Source organism: Nocardia sputorum (genome assembly GCF_027924405.1).
GTDB classification, from domain to species: domain Bacteria; phylum Actinomycetota; class Actinomycetes; order Mycobacteriales; family Mycobacteriaceae; genus Nocardia; species Nocardia sputorum.
Genome location: NZ_AP026978.1, coordinates 562,378 through 583,229, shown reverse-complemented (window position 1 = coordinate 583,229; position 20,852 = coordinate 562,378). Strand labels below are relative to the sequence as shown.

At 71.0% G+C, this 20,852-nt stretch carries 1 protein-coding gene (running past one end of the window); it reads right to left on the bottom strand.

Features of this window, described 5'->3' with window-relative positions; all coding sequences use genetic code 11:
* Nucleotides 1-39: 39 nt before the first annotated feature.
* Nucleotides 40-20,852 carry the 3' portion of a non-ribosomal peptide synthase/polyketide synthase gene (locus QMG86_RS02435; RefSeq protein WP_281877415.1) on the bottom strand. 22,855 nt of this gene lie beyond the right edge of the window, so only the last 20,813 of its 43,668 coding nucleotides appear in the window; its start codon lies beyond the right edge, outside the window; its stop codon occupies nt 40-42.

Below are 20,852 nucleotides of genomic sequence, written 5' to 3'. Positions count from 1 at the left end.
AGCCCCCTCCCATGTCGGGAGGGGGCTCGTCCGGTGCGATCAGCTGACGATCGTGATGTCCTCGCCCGCCGCGTCGGTCGCTTCGCCCGGCGCCGCGAACCAGTGGGTGACCTCGCCCTCGGTGAGGTCGGTCTCGAGGTCGCCGGTCGGGAGGACGGACAGGGCTCCGGCGGTGGCGGAGACCAGGAACTCCAGGACGGCGGGGCGGCCCGAGGCCGCGGTGGCGTACGTGGCCGACTCGTAGTCGATCTCGTATTCCTCGCGCACCCGTTCGGCCTCGTCGAGCGCCTCGGACTGGGTCATCGAGACGACCCCGTCCGCCGTGACGACGACGAACGCCGGATGTTCCTCGCCGAGCGGGCGGACCCGGTCGGCGTAGGAGACCGGATGCGCGGCGGCCGCGGCGATGTCCTGCTGCACCTGGACGTCGTCGAGCGCCACCCAGCGCAGGTCGCTGTCGGCCACCGGTTGCCGGCTGATGCCGTATCCGGCGCCCGCCGCGGACAGCTCCTCGGCGGTGAGGTCGCCCGCGAACAGGCATGCCGCACCGGCCTTCTGCACCGCCCAGGCGGCGACCACCGCGTCCACCGAACGCGGCAGCGTCACCGCGACCACGTCGCCCGGTCCGGCGCCGCGGTCGATGAGCACGCGGGCCAGCTGCGAGGAACGCCGATCCAGCAGGTGGAAGGCGACCTCGTCCGCGCCGGCCAGCAGCGCGGACGCTTCCGGGTCCTCTTCGACGACCTCGGCGAGCACCTTGGCCACCGTGCGCGCCCCGACCCGGCCGACCGGCTCCGGCGCGGAAGCGGTTGCGGTGATACCGGATTCGGCCAGCAGCCGGGCCCGTTCGCCTTCATCGAGGATGTCGATGTCGCCGACCAGGCCGTCCGGATCGCCGAGCAGCGCCTCGAGCACCCGCACCAGCCGCTCGGCGAGGGTCTCGACCTCTTCGGCGGTGAACCGGCTGCCCAGGTACTTCAGGGTCAGCTCGATGGTGGCCTCCGACATGACCAGCAGCGTCATCGGGTAGTGCGTGGCGTCGTTGACGCCGACGCCGGTCACCGACATGCCGTCGATCGAGCTGGCGGCCGAGATCGCCTCCTTGTCCATCGGATAGGACTCGAACACCAGCAGCGTGTCGAACAGCGAGCCGGTGCCCGCCACCCGCTGGATGTCGGTGAGCCCCACGTAGTGGTGCTCGAGCAAGCCGGCCTGATCGCCCTGCAACCTGCCCAGCAGCTCGCCGATGGTCTGGCGGTCGTCGATGCGCAGCCGCACCGGCAGCGTGTTGATGAACAGACCCACCATCGACTCGACGCCGGGCAGCTCGGCCGGGCGGCCGGACACCGTCGCGCCGAACACCACGTCGCCGCGCCCGGTCAGACGCCCGAGCAGGATGCCCCACGCCGCCTGCACCAGCGTGTTCACCGTGACGCCGAGTTCGGCGGCGTGCTTGCTGATCCGGCGGGTGCGGTCGGCGTCGAGTTCGGTGACCACCTTGCCGATCTCGTAGTTCTCCGCGGCGCGCGGCTGGCCTGCGAGCTGGGTGGGTTCGTTGACGCCCTCCAGCGCCGCCGCCCAGGCGCGCAGCGAGGCGTCCCGGTCGCGCCCGGCCAGCCAGCCGAGGAAGTTGCGGTAGGAGGCCACCCGCGGCAGCGCGGCCTGATCGCCGCGCACCGCGTACAGCACCAGCAGGTCCCGCATGAGCAGCGGCATCGACCAGCCGTCCAGCAGGATGTGGTGGGTGGTGATGGCCAGGTGCCATTGCGCCTCGTCACTGCGGAACAGCGTGAACCGGATCAGCGGCGGGGTGGCCATGTCGAAGTGCGTCGCCTGATCGGCCGCGACCTGCCTGCGCAGTTCCGCGGTCCGCTGGTCGGCGGGCAGCTCGGTGAGATCCACCTCACGCCACGGCGCCTCGACCCGATCCAGCACCACCTGCACCGCCTGCCCGTCGGCGTCGGTGACGAACGCGGTGCGCAGGTTCGGGTACCGGTCGACGATGCCCTGGGCCGCCGCCCGCAGCCGCGCCACGTCCAGCGTGCCGCCCAGGTCCACCACGGCCTGCATGGTGTACACGTCCACGGTGGACTGGGTCATCATCGCGTGGAACAGCAGACCCGACTGCAGCGGCGACAGCGGCCACACCTCCGACAGCGCCGGGTAGGCCCGTTCCCACTGCTCGATGTCCTGCTGCCCCACCCGCACCAGCGGCATGTCCGACGGCGTGAAACCGCCCGCGTCCGGCCGCCGCGCGTGCGTGGCCAGCGCGGTGAGCGCCTCGACCCACAGCTCGGCGAACTCCTGCACCCGTTCCCGGGTCAGCAGGCCGGTCGGGAAGGCGAAGGACGCGCCGAGGCGCGGACCCTCGTCGGAGTCGGTGACGATCGCGTTGATGTCGATCGTCGCGTTCGCGGGCATGTCGAGGTCCATGTCGACATCCAGCTGACCGAGGTCGGCCACCGGCACCCAGCCGATCTCGGCGAGCTGCTCGGGGATCTCCCCGGCCGACATCCGGCCCAGGTAGTTGAAGCTGATCTGCGCTGCGTCAGATCCCGCCCTGCTCCCACCCGCGCCGCCGAGGGTCGGCGCGGTCTCCGGATTCAGCTGCCGTAGCAGGCCGTAGCCGAGACCCTTGTCGGGCACCGCGAGCAACTGCTCCTTGATCGACTTCACGATCTCGCCCAGCGCGGCGCCACCGGCGAACGCGTCGGTGAGGTCGGCGCCTGCCAGGTCCAGCCGGACCGGGTAGGCCGCGGTGAACCAGCCGACCGTGCGCGAGAGGTCCGCGCCCGGCACGACGTCCTCTTCACGACCGTGGCCTTCCAGCTTGATCAGTGCGGCGTCCGAGCCGTCGCCGCGCCAGCGGGCGACCGCCATGGCCAGCGCCGAGAGCAGGCCGTCGTTCACACCGCCCCGGTACAGGCCCGGAATCGCGGTGAGCACCGCGTCGGTGACCTCGGCGGGCACGGTGACCTCCACCCGCTCGACGGTGGCGAACGTGTCCACCGAAGGATCGAACGCGCGCTCGCCGAGCAGCGGGTCCGGCGTGGCCGAAACCTGCTGCCAGAACGGCAGTTCCGCGACGCGGTCCGGCGAGCTCGCCGCCTCGACCAGGCTGTGCGCCCAGCGCCGCATGGAGGTGCCGTTGGCGGGCAGCGCCACCGGCTGACCGGCGACCAGCTGCGACCAGGCGACCGCCAGATCCGGGATCAGGATGCGCCAGGACACGCCGTCGACCACGAAGTGGTGCGCGACGATCAAAAGCACGTCCCGCCGCTCGCCTTCGAACGCGAACCAGACGAACTGCGCCATCGCGGCATTCGCCGGATCGAGCCCGCCCATCGCCCCGTCGAGCGCTTCGGTGGCGACCCGGGCCAGCTCCGCCTCGTCGGTGTCGGCGGCCAGGTCCACCCGCCGCACCAGGGCGTCGACGTCCACCGCGCCGTGCGGCAGCGCCTCGAAGGTCCAGTCCGTGCCGGTGCGGCGCAACCGCGACCGCAGCACGTCGTGGTGGTCGAACACCGCCGCGATGGTGGCGACCAGGGTCTCCCGGTCGATGCCGTCGGGCAGCCGCAGCGCCATGGTCTGCGAGAACCGCTGATAGGACGAGCCGCTCCCGAGGATCTGCCGCATGATCGGGGTCAGCGGGATCTCGCCGACACCGCCGCCCGGCAGTTCCTCCAACCGCGCCTGCTCGGCGCCGGTGCCGAGCGCGGCGATCTCGGCCAGCGAGGCCACGCTGCGCCGCTCGAACACGTCACGCGGAGTGAACAGCACGCCGCGCGCCTTGGCCCGCGAGACCAGCTGGATGGACAGGATGCTGTCGCCGCCGAGCGCGAAGAACGAGTCGTCCAAACCGATCTGCTCGACGCCGAGCACCTCGGCGAACACCTCGGCGATGACGGCCTCGACCTCGCTGGCCGGCGCGCGGAACTCGCGCGGGGCCAGCTCGGGCTCGGGCAGCGCCTTGCGGTCCAGCTTGCCGACCGGGGTCAGCGGGATCTCGTCGATCACCACGATCGCCGTCGGCACCATGTGCGGCGGCAGGCTGCGCGAGGCGTACTCGGTCAGCCGCGCGGTATCGATCTCCCGGCCCGGCGCGGCCAGCACGTAGGACACCAGGATCGTCGCGCCCGCCTCGGTCTTGCGGCCGATCGTGATCGCGTACTCGACGTCCTCGTGGCTCGCCAGCACGGTGTCGATCTCGCCCAGCTCGATGCGGAAGCCGCGGATCTTCACCTGGAAGTCCGAGCGGCCCACGTAGTCCAGTTGCCAGGGCACCGACGGCAACGCGGCGTTGCCCGCGCGCTCGCCGGGTTCGGCGAACCAGCGCACCACGTCGCCGGTGCGGTACATCCGCGCGCCCTCGTCGCTCCACGGGTTGGCGATGAACCGTTCCGCGGTGAGGTCGGGGCGGTTGTGGTAGCCGCGCGCCAGCGCGCCACCGGCCAGGTACAGCTCGCCCGCGACGCCCGGCGGCACCGGGTTGAGCCGGTTGTCCAGCACCAGCGCGGACATGCCGCGCACCGGACGGCCGATGGTGATGTGCCTGCCCGGGGTGAGCTGGGCGTAGGAGGAGATGATCGTCGTCTCGGTCGGGCCGTAGGCGTTGAAGTACTTCCGGCCCGGCCACCACTTGGCCAGCAGCTCCGGCGTGGTGACGTCACCACCGACGGAGGCCACCTCGAGCGCCTCCATGCCTTCCGGATCGACCGTGCCCAGCACCGCGGGGGTGATGATCGTGTGGCTGACCCGCTCGGTGCGCAGCAGCTCCGCGAGGTCCGGTCCGCCGATGATGGTCGACGGCACGACCACCAGCGTCGCGCCGGTGTAGGCGGCGCACAGCCACTCCAGCACCGACGGGTCGAAGCTGGGCGAGCAGATGTGCAGGAACCGATGGTGCGATTCCAGCTGGTACAGATCCGCCGCGACGCCGACCAGGCCGCCCATGCCCGCGTGGGTCACGGTGACGCCCTTGGGCATACCGGTCGAGCCGGAGGTGTAGATGACGTACGCCGGGTGGCGCATCGCCAGCGTGGAGATCCGGTCGGCGTCGGTGACCTGCTCGGCGGACTGGCTCTCGACCAGTTCACCCAACTCCGGATCATCGATCCGCAGCCACTCCACGTCGCGCGGCAGCCGGTCGACGTACTCGCTCGCGGTGATGCCGATGACCGCGCCGGAGTCGTTGACCATGTGCCGCATGCGGTCTTCGGGGTAGGTCGGGTCGACCGGCACGTGCGCGCCGCCGGCCTTGGCCACCGCCCAGAACGCGGCGACCATCTCGTAGGACCGCGGGAACGACAGCGCCACGATGCGCTCCGGGCCCACGCCGCGCGAGATGAGCACCCGCGCCAGGCGCGAGGAGTACTCGTCCAGTTCGCGGTAGGTGATCGAGCGGCCCTGGTAGCGCACCGCGATCTGCTCGGGGTCCAGCCGCGCGCCGTGCTGCAGCAGGTCCGGCAGCAGGCCGGTGGCCATGACGTCCTCGCCCGCCACGTGCGTGAGCAGGTGGTACTCGGCCGCGTCCAGCAGCGGCAGGTCGCCGATCGGGGTTTCCCGGTCGGTGGCGATCGCGGTGAGCAGCCTGGTGAAGCGCTCGGCGAACACCCGCACCGTCTCGTCGTCGAACAGGTCGCGCGCGAAGGAGAACTCCGCGTACATGCCCGCGTCGTCGGGGTTCTCCCCGGCCTCGCGGATGGTCAGCGACAGGTCGAACTTGGCGGTGTCGACGTCGAAATCGACCGCGCCCACGTGCAAGCCGGGCAGTTCGAAGCTGCTCTCGGGCAGGTTCTCGAACGACAGCGCCACCTGGAACAGCGGGTGCCGCGCGGTGGAGCGCTCCGGATTGAGCAGTTCCACCAGCCGCTCGAACGGCAGGTCCGCGTGTGCGAACGCCTGCAGGTCGGCGTCCTTGGTGCGGGCCAGGAACTGGCCGAAGGTCAAGTCGCCGTCCACGTGCGAGCGCAGCACCAGGGTGTTGACGAACATGCCGATCACGTCGTCGAGTTCCGCTTCGCCGCGGCCCGCGATGGGCGTGCCGACGGCGATGTCGTCGGTGCCGGACATGCGCGCCAGGAACAGCGCGAGCGCGGCGTGCACGACCATGAACAGCGTCGCGTTCTGCTCCCTGGCGATCTCGGTGAGCCTGCCGTGCAGCTCGCCGGAGATCGGGAACACCACGCGTCCACCGGCGAACGACTGCGTCGTCGGACGCGGCCGGTCGGCGGGCAGGTTGAGTTCGTCCGGCAGCCCGGCCAGCGCGGTGCGCCAGTACTGGGCCTGCTGCGAGATCAGGCTCTCCGGGTCGTCCTCGGAGCCGAGCACGTCGCGCTGCCACAGGCTGAAGTCGGCGTACTGCACCGGCAGCGGCGCCCAGCCCGGTTCCACCCCGGCCGAACGGGCCGCGTAGGCGAGCATCACGTCACGCGTCAGCGGGCCCATCGACCAGCCGTCCGCGCTGATGTGGTGCGCGACGAACACGAGCACGTACGACGTGTCGGCTGCCCCGTCCGTCACCCGGAACAGCTTCGCCCGCAACGGAACCTCGGTGGTCACGTCGAATCCGGCCGAGATCACCTCGATGATCCGGTGGCGGATGTCCTCGGGCGCGACCGCTTCCGGCCGCAAGTCCGGCAGTGCCCGCTCGACGGGCACGATGACCTGGTGCGCCGCGCCACCCTGCTCGGGGTAGACGGTGCGCAGGGTCTCGTGCCTGGCGATGACGTCGCCGACCGCCGCTTGCAGCGCTTCGACATCCAGTTCGCCGGTGAGCCGCACGGCCACCGGGATGTTGTTCACGGCCGAGGCGGTGTCGAACTGGTTGAGGAACCACATGCGCTGCTGCGCCAGCGACAGCGGAATGTGGTCCGGACGCGGTCCGGCGACCAGCTCGCGACGGCCACCGGCGCCCGCGTGCTGCTCGACCTTCGCGGCCAATCCGGCCACGGTGGAGGCCTCGAACAGCACACGCACCGGCACACGGGCATCCAGCGCCGCGCCGATACGCGCGGCGACCTGCGTCGCCAGCAACGAGTTACCGCCCAGCGCGAAGAAGTCGTCGTCCGCGCCGACGCGTTCGACACCGAGCACCTCGGCGAACACGTTCGCCACGATCTCCTCGATCGGAGTCGAGGGAGCGCGGAACGCTTGAACCTCGAACTCCGGCTCGGGCAACGCCTTGCGGTCGAGCTTGCCGTTGACGTTCAACGGCAACGCATCCAGCACCACGAACGCCGCGGGCACCATGTACGACGGCAACCCAGCGGTGAGTTCCGACTTCACCTGCGCCACATCGACACCGGCATCGGCATCGCTCGGGACCAAGTAGGCCACCAACCGGTCACCGGTCTTCGGGTCGGACTTCGCGATCACCGCAGTCTGCGCGATCTCGGGCAGCGCCAGCAGCGCGGCCTCGATCTCACCCAACTCGATGCGGAAACCACGGATCTTCACCTGGAAGTCCGTACGACCCCGGTATTCGAGTTCACCGGCGCTGTTCCACGCGACCAAGTCACCCGTGCGATACATCCGCTCGCCGGGCTGGAACGGGTTGGCCACGAACCGATCCGCGGTCAGATCCGCACGACCGAAGTAACCACGCGCCAATTGCGCGCCGGCGAGGTACAACTCGCCGGAGACGCCGTCCGGCACCGGCCGCAGCCGGGAGTCGAGGACGTAGACCTGGCTGTTCCATTCCGGCGCGCCGATCGACACGGAGGTCTCGTCGGCGAGAGTGACCCGGTGGCTGGTGATCGACACCGCCGCCTCGGTCGGACCGTAGAGGTTGAACAGTTCCGTGCGCGGGTGTTCCCGCAGGAACCGCTGGGCGACCGAACCCGGCAGAGCCTCACCAATCGCCAACACCCGCCACAGCGAGTTCGGCATACCAGCCGTCAGCAACGCGTCCAGCATCGACGGCACCACATGCAGCGTGGTGACCCACTCGCGAGCCATCAACTCGTTGAGGTACGCCGGGTCGCGGTGACCGTCCGGCGAAGCGATGACCAGGCGACCGCCGCAGACAGCGGCCGACCAGAACTCCCACACCGACAAGTCGAACGTCGCCGCCGTCTTCAACAGGATCGCATCCGCCGCATCCAAGCCGAATTCGACGTTCTTCCACTGCAACTGGTTGGCGATAGCGCCATGCGGAACCGCCACACCCTTCGGGCGACCCGTCGAACCAGACGTGAAGATCACATACGCCGTGTTCTCCGGACGCAGGGGTGCGACCCGATCGGCATCAGTAACCGGCTTGCCGTCCACACCCGACAAATCCAGCTCATCAATACGCACAACATCGGCGACATCGGTCTCGAACTCGGCATCGGCGTTGGTCAGCACACACACCGGTGCCGCCGTCTCGAGAATGTAGCTCGTCCGCTCGGCAGCCTGATCCGGATCCACCGGCACATACGCACCACCGGACTTCGCCACCGCATACATCGCCACGATCAGATCCACCGACCGGCGCAACGCCAGCGCCACCCGCGACTCCGGCCCCACACCCAACGAAATCAAATGCCGGGCAAGACGATTCACCCGCGCGTCGAGCGCACCATAGGTGATCGACTCGCCGTCCTCGGTGACGAGCGCGACTTCCTTCGGCCCGGCCGCGACCGTGGCGTCCAGCAGCGACACCAGCGTGGCGGAGGTGTCCACCGGCTGCGCGGTCGCGTTGCGCGCGGTGAGCAGCTGGGTCCGCTCGGCGGCCTCGAGCAGTTCGAGGTCGCCGACCGGGGTACGCGGCGCGGCGACGATCTCGCCGAGCAGGCGCGCGAACCGGTCCACGAAGCCCTGCACCGTGGCGCGATCGAACATGTCGGTCGCGTAGGTGAAGAATCCGGTGATGCCCTCGGGCACGCCGGCGTCGTCGTAGCGGTCGGTCGCGATCAGGTGCAGGTCGAACTGGGACAGCTCGGTGTCGATGTCCAGGCCGGACACGCTCAGGCCGGGCAGCTCCAGCGCGGACTGCGCCAGATTCTGGAACGACAGACCCACCTGGAACAGCGGGTGCCGCGCGGTCGAACGCACCGGGTTGAGCACCTCCACCAGGCGCTCGAACGGCACGTCGGCGTTGGCGAACGCCTGGATGTCGGTCTCGCGCTGGCGGGCGAGCAGATCGGTGAACGCCTCGCCCGCCTCCACCCGGGTGCGGAACACCAGGGTGTTGACGAACATGCCGATCAGGTCGTCGAGCGCGGCCTCGCCACGGCCCGCCATCGGCGTGCCGATCGCGATGTCGTCGGTGCCGGACAATCTGGACAACAGGACGGCGAGCGCGGTGTGCACGACCATGAACAGCGTCGCGCCCTCCGCGCGCGCCAGTTCGATCAGCGCCTGATGGGTCTGCGCGTCCACCCGCAGCTCGACCTTGCCGCCCGCGAACGACTGCACCGCCGGGCGCGGCCGGTCCGAGGGCAGGTCCAGCTGGTCGGGCAGTTCTGCCAGTGCCTGCTTCCAGTAGGCGACCTGCTTGGCGGCCAGCGATTCCGGATCGTTCTCGTCGCCGAGCAGTTCCCGCTGCCAGATGCTGTAGTCCGCGTACTGGACCTGCAGCGGCGCCCAGTTCGGCGCCTCGCCCGCCGACCGCGCGGCGTAGGCGATCATCAGGTCCCTGGTCAGCGGGCCGACCGAGGAGCCGTCACCGGAGATGTGGTGCACGACCATGGCCAGCACGTAGTCCACCGGCCCGTCGGCTCCGGTCTGCGCGCCCTCTCCGGCGAGCTGGAACAGCGCGACCTTCACCGGCACCTCGGTGGTGACGTCGAAGATCGTCGAGGTCAGCGCCACCACGGCGGACTCGATCTGCGACGGCGCGACCACCCGCACCTCCAGGCGCGGCACGGCCTGGGCGGGCGGCAGGATGACCTGCACCGGGCCCGCCTCGGTCTGCGGGTAGACCGTGCGCAGGATCTCGTGCCTGCTCACCAGGTCCGCGATGGCGGCGCGCAGCGCGGCCACGTCCAGCGCGCCCGACAGCCGCACCGCGATCGGCACGTTGTAGGCCGCCGACTGGGTGTCGAACCGGTTGAGGAACCACATGCGCTGCTGCGCCAGCGACAGCGGAATGTGCTCCGGCCGCGGACCCGCCGTCAGCGCGCGGCGGCCGCCCATGTCGGCGTGCTGCTCCACGCGCACCGCCAGCGCGGCCACGGTGGACGCCTCGAACAGCAGGCGCACCGGCACCCGGGTGTTGAGCGCCTCGCCCAGGCGGGCGGCGACCTGCGTCGCCAGCAGCGAGTTGCCGCCCCACGCGAAGAAGTCGTCGTCCAGGCCGAGTCGCTTGGCCTCGCCCCCTTCGCGATCGGAGAGCCGCAGCACCTCCGCGAACGTGTTCGCCACGATCTGCTCGATCGGCGTCACCGGCGCGCGGAAGACCGCCTTCTCGAAGGTGGGCTCCGGCAGCGCCTTGCGGTCCAGTTTGCCGTTGGCGTTGAGCGGCAACGACTCCAGCTGGATCAGCATCGACGGCACCATGTACGACGGCAGCTCGGCCGACAGCGCGGACTGCAGCGCGCGCTTGTCCAGCGTGCCCGTGCGGGTCACCACGTAGGCGACCAGCCGGTCGCCGATGCTGGGATCGGTGTGCGCGACGACGGCCGCCGCGCTCACCATGTCCTGCCGCAACAGCGCCGCCTCGATCTCGCCGAGTTCGATGCGGAAGCCGCGGATCTTCACCTGGAAGTCGGTGCGGCCGCGGTAGTCCAGCTCGCCGGTGGCGCTCCAGGCCACCAGGTCGCCGGTGCGGTACATCCGGTCGCCCGGCGCACCGAACGGATCGGCGACGAACCGGTCGGCCGTCAGATCGGAACGCCCGAAGTAACCGCGCGCCAGCTGCGCACCGGCGAGGTACAGCTCGCCCGAGACGCCGACCGGCACGGGCCGCAGGCGGGAGTCGAGCACGTACACCCGGCTGTTCCACTCCGGCGCGCCGATCGACACCGACACCTCGTCGGCATCGGTGACCAGGTGGCTGGTGATCGACACCGCCGCCTCGGTCGGACCGTACAGGTTGTGCAGTTCGGCGGCGTTGTGGCGGCGCAACCGCTGGGCGGTCGCCGCGGGCAGCGCCTCACCGATGGCCAGCACCCGGCGCAGCGAGTCCGACAGGCGGCCACCGGATTCGGTGAGCAGCGCGTCCAGCATGGACGGCACCACGTGCAGCGTGGTGACGCCGGTGGCGCGCATCAGCTCGTTCAGGTACGCCGGGTCGCGGTGCCCGTCGGCGGACGAGATCACCAGGCGGCCACCGGACACCGCGGCCGACCAGAACTCCCAGACCGAGAGGTCGAACGTCGCCGCCGTCTTCAGCAGCACCGCGTCGTCCGCGCCCAGCTCGAAGACGGTCGTCTCCCACTGCAACTGGTTGACGATCGCGCCGTGCGGGACGGCGACGCCCTTGGGCTGACCCGTCGAACCGGAGGTGAAGATCACGTAGGCGGTGTTCGCCGGGGTCAGCGCACCGGTGCGCTCGCCCGCGGTCACCGGAGCGGCCGCGTACTCGGCGAGGTCGAGCGCGTCGATCTGCACCACGTCGGCCGCCGCGGTGTGGAAACCGTCCCGGCCGGTGGTCAGCACGCACACCGGAGCGGCGGTGCCGAGGATGTAATCGGTCCGCTCGGCGGGCTGATCGGGATCGATCGGCACGTAGGCCGCACCGGCCTTGGCGACCGCGTACATCGCGACCACGAGATCGGTGGAGCGGCGAATCGCCAGCGCGACCCGGTCCTCCGGTCCGACGCCGCGGCCGATCAGGTACCGGGCCAGGCGGTTGACCCGCGCGTCCAGCGCGGCGTAGGTCAGCTCCCGGCGGCCGGTCGGCTCGTCGGCGACCAGCGCCACCGCGTCCGGGGTGGCGGCCACCGTGGCATCCAGCAGCGACACCAGCGTCGCGGTGCGCGTGGAGCCCGCGGAACGCGCCGCGAGCAGAGCATCGAGATCGTATGCGGTGTCGTTCCACGCGGTGAGGATGCGCTCGCTCTCCTCGGGCGCGAGCAGATCGATCTCACCCACCCGCACCGTGGCGTCGGCCAGCACGGCGTCGAGCACCCGCAGGAACCGGTCGGCGAAGCCCTGCACCGTGCTCTCGTCGAACAGATCGGTGGCGTAACCGAATTCGGTGATGATCTCGGCGGGCGTGCCGTCCTCGGCGTACCGGTCGTACAGCGTGACGTGCAGGTCGGTCTTGGCCAGCTGCGAATCGAAGTTGACCGCGCTCACCGTCAGGCCGGGCAGCTCGAAGGTGGTCTCGGCCAGGTTCTGGAACGACAGGCCCACCTGGAACAGCGGGTTGCGCGCGGTCGAGCGCACCGGGTTGAGCACCTCGACCAGGCGCTCGAACGGCACGTCGGCGTTGGCGAACGCCTCCAGGTCGCGTTCCTTCACGTCGCCGAGCAGGTCGGCGAACGAGGCACCGGCGTTCACCGCGGTTCGGAACACCAGGGTGTTGACGAACATGCCGATCAGGTCGTCGAGTTCGCGTTCACCACGACCGGCGATCGGCGTGCCGACCGCGATGTCGTCGGTGCCGGACAGCCGCGACAGCAACACCGCCAGCGCCGCGTGCACCACCATGAACAGCGACGCGTTGTGCGCGCGCGCCAATTCGTGCAGGCGGGCGTGCCGCTGCGGGTCGATCTCGAAGCGGATCGCCTTGCCCTGGAACGACTGCGCGGGCGGGCGCGGCCGGTCGGCGGGCAGTTCCAGCTGATCGGGCAGGCCGGCCAGCGTGGCCGTCCAGTACGCCACCTGCTGCGCGGCCAGCGATTCCGGATCGTCCTCCGAACCGAGCACCGCGCGCTGCCACAGCGCGTAGTCGGCGTACTGCACCGGCAGCGGCTGCCACTGCGGCGCCTCGCCCTGCACGCGCGCCACGTAGGCGGCCATCACGTCGCGAGCCAGCGGGCCCATCGACGAGCCGTCGGCGGCCACATGGTGCACGGTGAACGCGAGCACGTGGTCGTTGTCGGCGATCCGGAACAGCGCCACGGCCAACGGCACCTCGACGGTGACGTCGAAGGTGGTCAACGCGAAACCGATGACGGCGCCGAGCAGATCCTCCTCGGTGACGTCGATCGGGCTGAGCGCCGCCGCCGACCGGTCCGCCGGACGGATCACCTGATGCGGGCCCTCCGCCGAACGCGGGTAGGTGGTGCGCAGCACCTCGTGGCGGGCGAACACGTCGCCGATGGCCTGTTCCAGCGCGGCCACGTCGAGCGTGCCGGACAGCCGGACGGCCAGCGGGATGTTGTCCACCGCCGAAGTGGCCGTGTCGAACTGGTTGAGGAACCAGTACCGCTGCTGCGCGGGCGAGAGCGGGATGCGCGCCGGGCGCTCCCCCGCCTCCAGGCGCGGCCGGTCCCGGCCGGAGCCGGCGTTGTGCTCCACCCGGGCGGCCAGCGCCACCACGGTGGACGCCTCGAACAGGTCGCGCACCGCGAGCCGGGTGTCCAGGGCGGCGCCCAGCCGCGCGGTCACCTGGGTGGCCAGCAGCGAGTTGCCGCCGAGTTCGAAGAAGTCGTCGTCCAGGCCCACGCGGGCGACGCCGAGCACGTCGGCGAAGGTGCCCGCCACGATCTCCTCGATCGGGGTGGACGGGGCGCGGAACACCTTGGCCTCGAACACCGGCGCGGGCAGCGCCTTGCGATCCAGCTTGCCGGACGCGTTCAGCGGGAACGCCTCCAGCACGACGAACGCCGACGGCACCATGTACGCGGGCAGCTCGCCGCCGAGTTCGGCGCGTACGCCCTCGATGTCCACCGCACGTCCGGCGGTCGCGATGACGTACGCGACCAGCTGGTCGCCCAATCGATCGTCCGAGCGCACCACGACCACCGCCTGGGCGATCGAGTCCAGCGCCGTGAGCGCCGACTCGATCTCGCCCAGCTCGATGCGCAGACCGCGCAGCTTCACCTGGAAGTCGGTGCGGCCCAGGTACTCCAGCTCGCCCTTGTCGGTCCAGGTGACCAGGTCGCCGGTGCGGTACATCCGCTCGCCCGGGGCGCCGTAGGGGTTGGCCACGAACCGGTCGGAGGTCAGATCCGGACGCGCGACGTAGCCGCGGGCCAGTTGCACGCCCGCGAGATACAGCTCACCCGCGACACCCACCGGCACCGGGTGCAGCCGCGAATCCAGCACGTACACCTGGGTGTTGAACACCGGGGCGCCGATCGGCACCGACACCGCGTCGGCCTCGGTCACCTCGTGGAAGGTGACGTCGACCGCGGCCTCGGTCGGGCCGTACAGGTTGTGCAAGCGAGCGCCGGTCAGCTCGACGAGCTTCTGCGCCGTCTGCGCGGGCAGCGCCTCACCCGAGGCGAAGACGTTGCGCAGGCTGGTGCACTCGTCGGCGCGTTCCTCGGCGACGAACACCGACAGCATCGACGGCACGAAGTGCGCCGTGGTGACCCGCTCGCCGGTGATGACCTGCACGAGGTAGGCCGGATCGCGATGACCGTCCGGCTTCGCCACCACCAGGCGCGCGCCGACCTGCAACGGCCAGAAGAACTCCCACACCGACACGTCGAACGTGGCCGGGGTCTTCTGCAACACCACGTCGGTGTGGTCCAAGCCGTACTCGTCCTGCATCCACACCAGGCGGTTGACGATCGCGGCGTGCGAGACCGCCACACCCTTCGGGCGGCCGGTCGAACCGGACGTGAAGATCACGTACGCGGTGTTCGACGCACGCAGCGGCGCACGGCGATCGGCGTCGGTGACCGGCTCGTCGGAGTAACCGGCCAGGGACACCACGTCGATCTCGATCGCCCGGGTCGCCCCCGCGTCGAACCCGTCGCGGGAGGTGGTGAGCACGCACACCGGCTGCGCGGTGTCGAGCACATACCGAGTGCGGTCGGCCGGGTGATCCGGGTCCAGCGGCACGTACGCGCCACCGGCGACGCTCACCGCGTACATGCCGACCACCAGGTCGATCGAGCGGCGCATACCCAGCGCGACCATCGAATCGGGGCCGACGCCCAGCGAGATCAGATGCCGGGCAAGGCGGTTCACCCTGGAAGCGAACTCGGCGTAGGACAGACTCGTCCCCTCGAACGTCACCGCGGGCGCGTCCGGGGTCCGCGCCAGCTGGGCGGCGAACATCGACACCAGGGTGGCGGCCGGGTCCACCGGGTGCGCGGTGTCGTTCCACCGTTCGAGCACCTCGGTGCGCTCGACGCTGTCGAGCAGTTCCACATCGCCGATCGCCACGGACGCGTCCGCGGCGATCGCGCTCAGCATCCGCACCAGCCGCGACGCGACGCCCGCGATGGTGTCGGGGTCGAACATGTCGGTGGCGTAGGCGAATTCGGCGGTCATGCCGTCGGCCGCGCCCGAGGCGTCGAACCGGTCGGCGAGGTTGAGATGCAGGTCGAACTTGGCGGTCACCACGTCCAGCGGCACCCCGGCCACTTCCAGGCCGGGCAGCTCGAAGGTGGCCTCACCGGTGTTCTGGAACGACAGCATCACCTGGAACAGCGGGTGCCGCGCCTGCGAACGCGCCGGGTTCAGGATTTCCACCAACCGCTCGAACGGCAGGTCCGCGTGCGCGAACGCCGCGAGATCGGTGTCCTTGGTGCGGGCGAGCAGTTCGGTGAACGGCATCGCGGGATCGACCGCGCTGCGCAGCACCAGCGTGTTGACGAACATGCCGATGGCGTCGTCGAGCACCGCCTCGCCGCGGCCCGCGACCGCGGTGCCGACGGCGATGTCGTCGCTGCCGGACAACCGCGCCAGCAGCGCGGCGAACGCCGCGTGCACCACCATGAACAAGCTGGCGCCGTTCGCGCGGGCCAGCGCGTTCAGCTCGCGCAGCAACCGCGCGTCGAGCGAGAACTCGTACACCCCACCGCGGTTGGACGCCACTGCCGGACGCGAGCGGTCCGAGGGCAGATCCAGCTGATCCGGCAGCCCGGCCAAGGTGTCGGACCAGAACGCGACCTGCTGGGCGATCAGCGAGGCGGGATCGGCCTCGGAGCCCAGCGTCTCGCGCTGCCACAGCGCGTAGTCGGCGTACTGCACCGGCAGCGGAGCCCAGGCGGGCGCCTCGCCGCGCGAACGCGCCGAGTAGGCCACCATCACGTCGCGCGCCAGCGGGCGCACCGACCAGCCGTCGCCGGAGATGTGGTGCACCACGAACACCAGCACGTGGGTGTCGGGCTGCGAGCCGTCCATCGAGCCCGCGATGCGGAACAGCTGCGCGCGCACCGGGACCTCGGCGGTGACGTCGAAACCGGTCAGCACCAGTTCGCTGATCCGCTCGGAGATCTCGGCCTCGGACACCTCGATCGGGGTGAGATCGACGGCGCTGTGCCCGGCGGGCAGCACGACCTGCACGCCCTGGCCGTCGGCGGTCTCCGGGTAGACGGTGCGCAGCACCTCGTGCCGGTCGACCACGTCGGCGACGGCCTGCCGCAGCGCCTCGGTGTCGAGGGTGCCGGTGAGCCGGACCGCGAGCGGGATGTTGTTCACCGCGGTCTGGTTGTCGAACCGGTTCAGGAACCACATCCGCTGCTGCGCCAGCGACAGCGGGATCTTCGGCGGACGCGGGCCCGCCACCAGCTCGCGGCGGCGTCCGGTGCCCTGGTGCGACTCGACTCGCGCGGCGAGCGCGGCCACGGTCGGCGCCTCGAACAGCGTGCGGACCGGGATCCGGGTGTCCAGCGCGGCGCCGAGACGCGCCACCACCTGGGTGGCGATCAGTGAGTTGCCGCCCAGCTCGAAGAAGTCGTCGTCCAGGCCGACCGCGCGTTCGGCCTGCGCCAGGCCGAGCACCTCGGCGAAGACGTCGGCGACGATCTCCTCCACCGGCGTCGAGGGCGCGCGGAATTCCCGCGCCTCGAAGACGGGTTCGGGCAGCGCGCGCCGATCCAGCTTGCCGTTCGGGTTCAGCGGCATAGCGTCGAGCATCACGATCGCGGCGGGCACCATGTACGACGGCAGCTGCGCGGCCAGGTGCGCGCGCAACGCCTCGACGTCCACCGTCGCGCCGCCCGCTGGCACGACGTAACCCACCAGCTGGTCGCCGGTGTGCGCGTCGGAACGCACCAGCGCGACCGACTGCGCGACCGATTCGTGCGCGGTCAGCGCGGTCTCGATCTCGCCGAGTTCGATGCGCAGACCGCGCAGCTTCACCTGGAAGTCGGTGCGGCCCAGGTACTCGATCGCGCCGGTGGCGTCCCGGCGCACCAAGTCACCGGTGCGGTACATCCGCGCGCCGGGCTCCCCGTACGGGTTGGCCACGAACCGGTCGGCGGTCAGGTCCGCACGGCCGAAGTAGCCGCGCGCCAGTTGATCGCCCGCGAGGTACAGCTCACCCGCGACGTTCGCCGGCACCGGGTGCAGGCGCGAATCCAGGACGTACGCCTGCGCGTTCCACACCGGCAGACCGATCGGCACCGCCCCGTCCACCTGGTCGGCGACCGGGCCGTGCGTGGCGTGCACGGTGAACTCGGTGGGGCCGTACAGGTTGTACAGCGCGGCGTCGCTCACCCGGCGGATGGCCACGACCGCGTCGGCGGTGAACGCCTCACCGGCGACGAACAGCGTGCGCAGCGAGGCGAGCGCGTCCGCGCCGGCCGGGTCGATGGCGCCGGCGAAGACGGTCAGCATGGACGGCACGAACGAGGTCATGGTGACCCGCTCGGCCGCGATCACCTCGGCCAGGTACTGCGGGTCGCGGTGCCCGTCCGGGCTCGCCACCACGATCCGGCCGCCGGTGCTCAGCGGGCCGAACAGCTCCCACACCGACACGTCGAACGTGGCGGGGGTCTTGAACAGCACCACGTCGTCCGCGCCGATGCCGTATTCGACCGTGATCCAGCGGATCTGGTTCACCACCGCCGAGTGCGGCACGGCGACGCCCTTGGGGCGTCCGGTCGAACCCGAGGTGAAGATCACGTACGCCGGGTGCTGCGGGCGCAGCGGCGCGATGCGTTCGGCGTCGGTGACGGGAGCGTCCGAGTAGCCGGACAGGTCCAGCTCGTCGATGCGCAACGTCGCGCGGCCCGCGCCGTCGAACGCGTCGCGCGCGGTGGTCAGCACGCAGACCGGATCGGCCGAGTCGAGCACGTAGTGCACGCGTTCGGCGGGCTGGTCCAGATCCAGCGGCACATAACCGCCGCCCGCCGCCTGCACCGCGTAGGCGGCCACGACCAGGTCCACCGACCGGCGCAGGCCCAGGGCGACCAGCGTCTCCGGACCGACGCCCGCCTCGACGAGGCGGCGCGCCAGCCGCCGCACGCGGGCGGCGAACTCGGCGTAGGTGAGGGACGTCCCGGTGGCCGGGTCGACCACGGCGACCGCGTCCGGGGTGGCCGCGGCCTGCGCGGCGAACTCCTCGACCAGCGTGGTCGCCGGGCCGAGATCGCGGGCGGTGTCGTTCCAGCCACGCAGCGCCCGCGCGGTCTCCTGCTCGTCCAGCAGCGCTAGGTCGCCGATCGGCCGGTCCGGCTCGGCGGCGACGGCCCGCAGCAACCGGCCGAAGCGCCGCCCGAACTCGGCCATGGTGGCCGGGTCGAACAGGTCGGTGGCGTAGATCAGCTCGGCGGCGATGCCCGCGCCGGTCTCGGCGTCGCGTTCGGACAGCACCAATTGCAGGTCGAACTTGGCGACGTCGATGGGCAGCTCGACGCCGCTCACCGTCAGGCCGGGCAGCTCCAGGCTGTTCTGGCCGGTGTTCTGGAACGACAGCATCACCTGGAACAGCGGGTGCCGCGCCTGCGAACGCGCCGGGTTCAGGATCTCCACCAACCGCTCGAACGGCAGGTCGGCGTGCCCGAACGCGGCGATGTCGGTGGCGCGCACCGCGCGCAGCAGCTCGGTGAACGTCGCGCCGCTCTCGATCGGGGTCCGCAGCACCAGGGTGTTGACGAACATGCCGATCAGGTCGTCGAGCGCGCGCTCGCCACGGCCGGCGACCGGCGTGCCGATCGCGATGTCGTCCTCGCCGGACAGCCGCGCCAGCAGCACGGCCAGCGCGGTGTGCGCGACCATGAACAGCGTCGCGCCCCGCGTGCGGGCCAGTTCGGTGAGCTGGGCATGGGTCTCCGCGTCGATCTCGAAGACGTGCGTGGCGCCGCGACCGGAGGCGACCGCGGGCCGCGGCCGATCCGAGGGCAGGTCCAGCTGCTCGGGCAGTCCGCGCAGCGTGTCCGACCAGAACGAGATCTGCTCGGAGATCACCGAGGCCGGGTCGTCCTCGGCGCCGAGCACCTGGCGCTGCCACAGCGCGAAGTCGGCGTACTGCACCTCCAGCGGACGCCAGGCGGGTTCGCCGCCGTCGACGCGGGCGCCGTAGGCGGTCATCACGTCGCGGGTCAGCGGGCCCATGGAGAAGCCGTCGGCCGAGATGTGGTGCACCACCAGCGCGAGCACGTGCTCGGTGGGGCTGATCTCGAACAGCCGGGCGCGGAAGGGCACCTCGGCGGTGACGTCGAAGGCGGTGCCGATCAGCCGCGCGAGCTGTCCGGGCAGTTCGGCTTCGGTGACGTCGATCGGCGTGAGGTCGGGGATGACCTTGGCCGTGGCCACGATCCGCTGGTGCGCGGCGCCGTCCACCTCGGGGTAGTAGGTGCGCAGCGACTCGTGGCGGGCCAGCACGTCGGCGACGGCGATCTGCAGCGCCTGCCGGTCCAGCAGGCCGGACAGCCGCACCGCGGCCGGGATGTTGTCCACCGCCGAGTCGGGGTCGAAGCGGTTGAGGAACCACATGCGCTGCTGAGCCAGCGAGAGCGGCACCAGTTCCGGGCGCTGTTGCGGCGCCAGCGGGGCGCGACCGCCCGCGCCCGCCTTGGTCTCCGCGCGCGCGGCCAGCGCGACCACGGTGGACGCCTCGAACAGCTCGCGCACGCCGAGGTCGGTGTCCAGCGCGGCCGACAACCGGGCCGCCACCTGGGTGGCCGACAGCGAGTTGCCGCCGAGAGCGAAGAAGTCGTCGTCCAGGCCCACCCGCTCGAGGCCGAGCACGTCGGCGAAGGTGGCGGCGACGATCTCCTCGACCGGCGTGGTCGGGGCGCGGAACACCGCGGCCTCGAACACCGGCGCGGGCAGCGCCTTGCGGTCCAGCTTGCCGGAGGCGTTGAGCGGGAACTCGGTCAGCACCATCACGATCGACGGCACCATGTACGCGGGCAGCTGCCGTCCCAGGTCCTCGCGGACCAGGTCGGTGTCCAGCGCGGCGTCCGGCGCGGGGATGACGTACGCGACGAGCTGGTCGCCGGAGTGCGCATCGGAGCGCACCACCACGACCGCCTGCGCGACTTCGTCCAGCCCGGTCAGCGCCTGCTCGATCTCACCGAGTTCGATCCGCAGACCACGCAGCTTCACCTGGAAGTCGGTGCGGCCCAAGTACTCCAGCTCACCGTGCTCGGTCCACGCCACCAGGTCACCCGTGCGGTACATCCGCGAACCTGGCTCGCCGTACGGGTTGGCGACGAAACGGTCACTCGTCAGATCCGGGCGCGCGACGTAGCCCCGCGCGAGCTGGACGCCCGCCAGGTACAGCTCACCCGCGACACCCACCGGAACCGGGCGCAGGCGCGCATCCAGCACGAACACCTGCGTGTTGAACACCGGCGCACCGATCGGCACCGACTCGGTGTCGGCGTCGACGACCTCGTGGAACGTGACGTCGACCGCGGCTTCGGTCGGACCGTAGAGGTTGTGCAACGCGGCACCGGTCAGCTCGCGCAGGCGATGCGCGGGCTTGGGCGGCAACGCCTCACCCGAGGCGAACACCAATCGCAGCGAATCACACTGCGCCGCTGCCGTATCCGCCACGAACACCGCCAACATCGACGGCACGAAGTGGGTGACGGTCACCTTTTCGGTGCTGATGATCTCGGCCA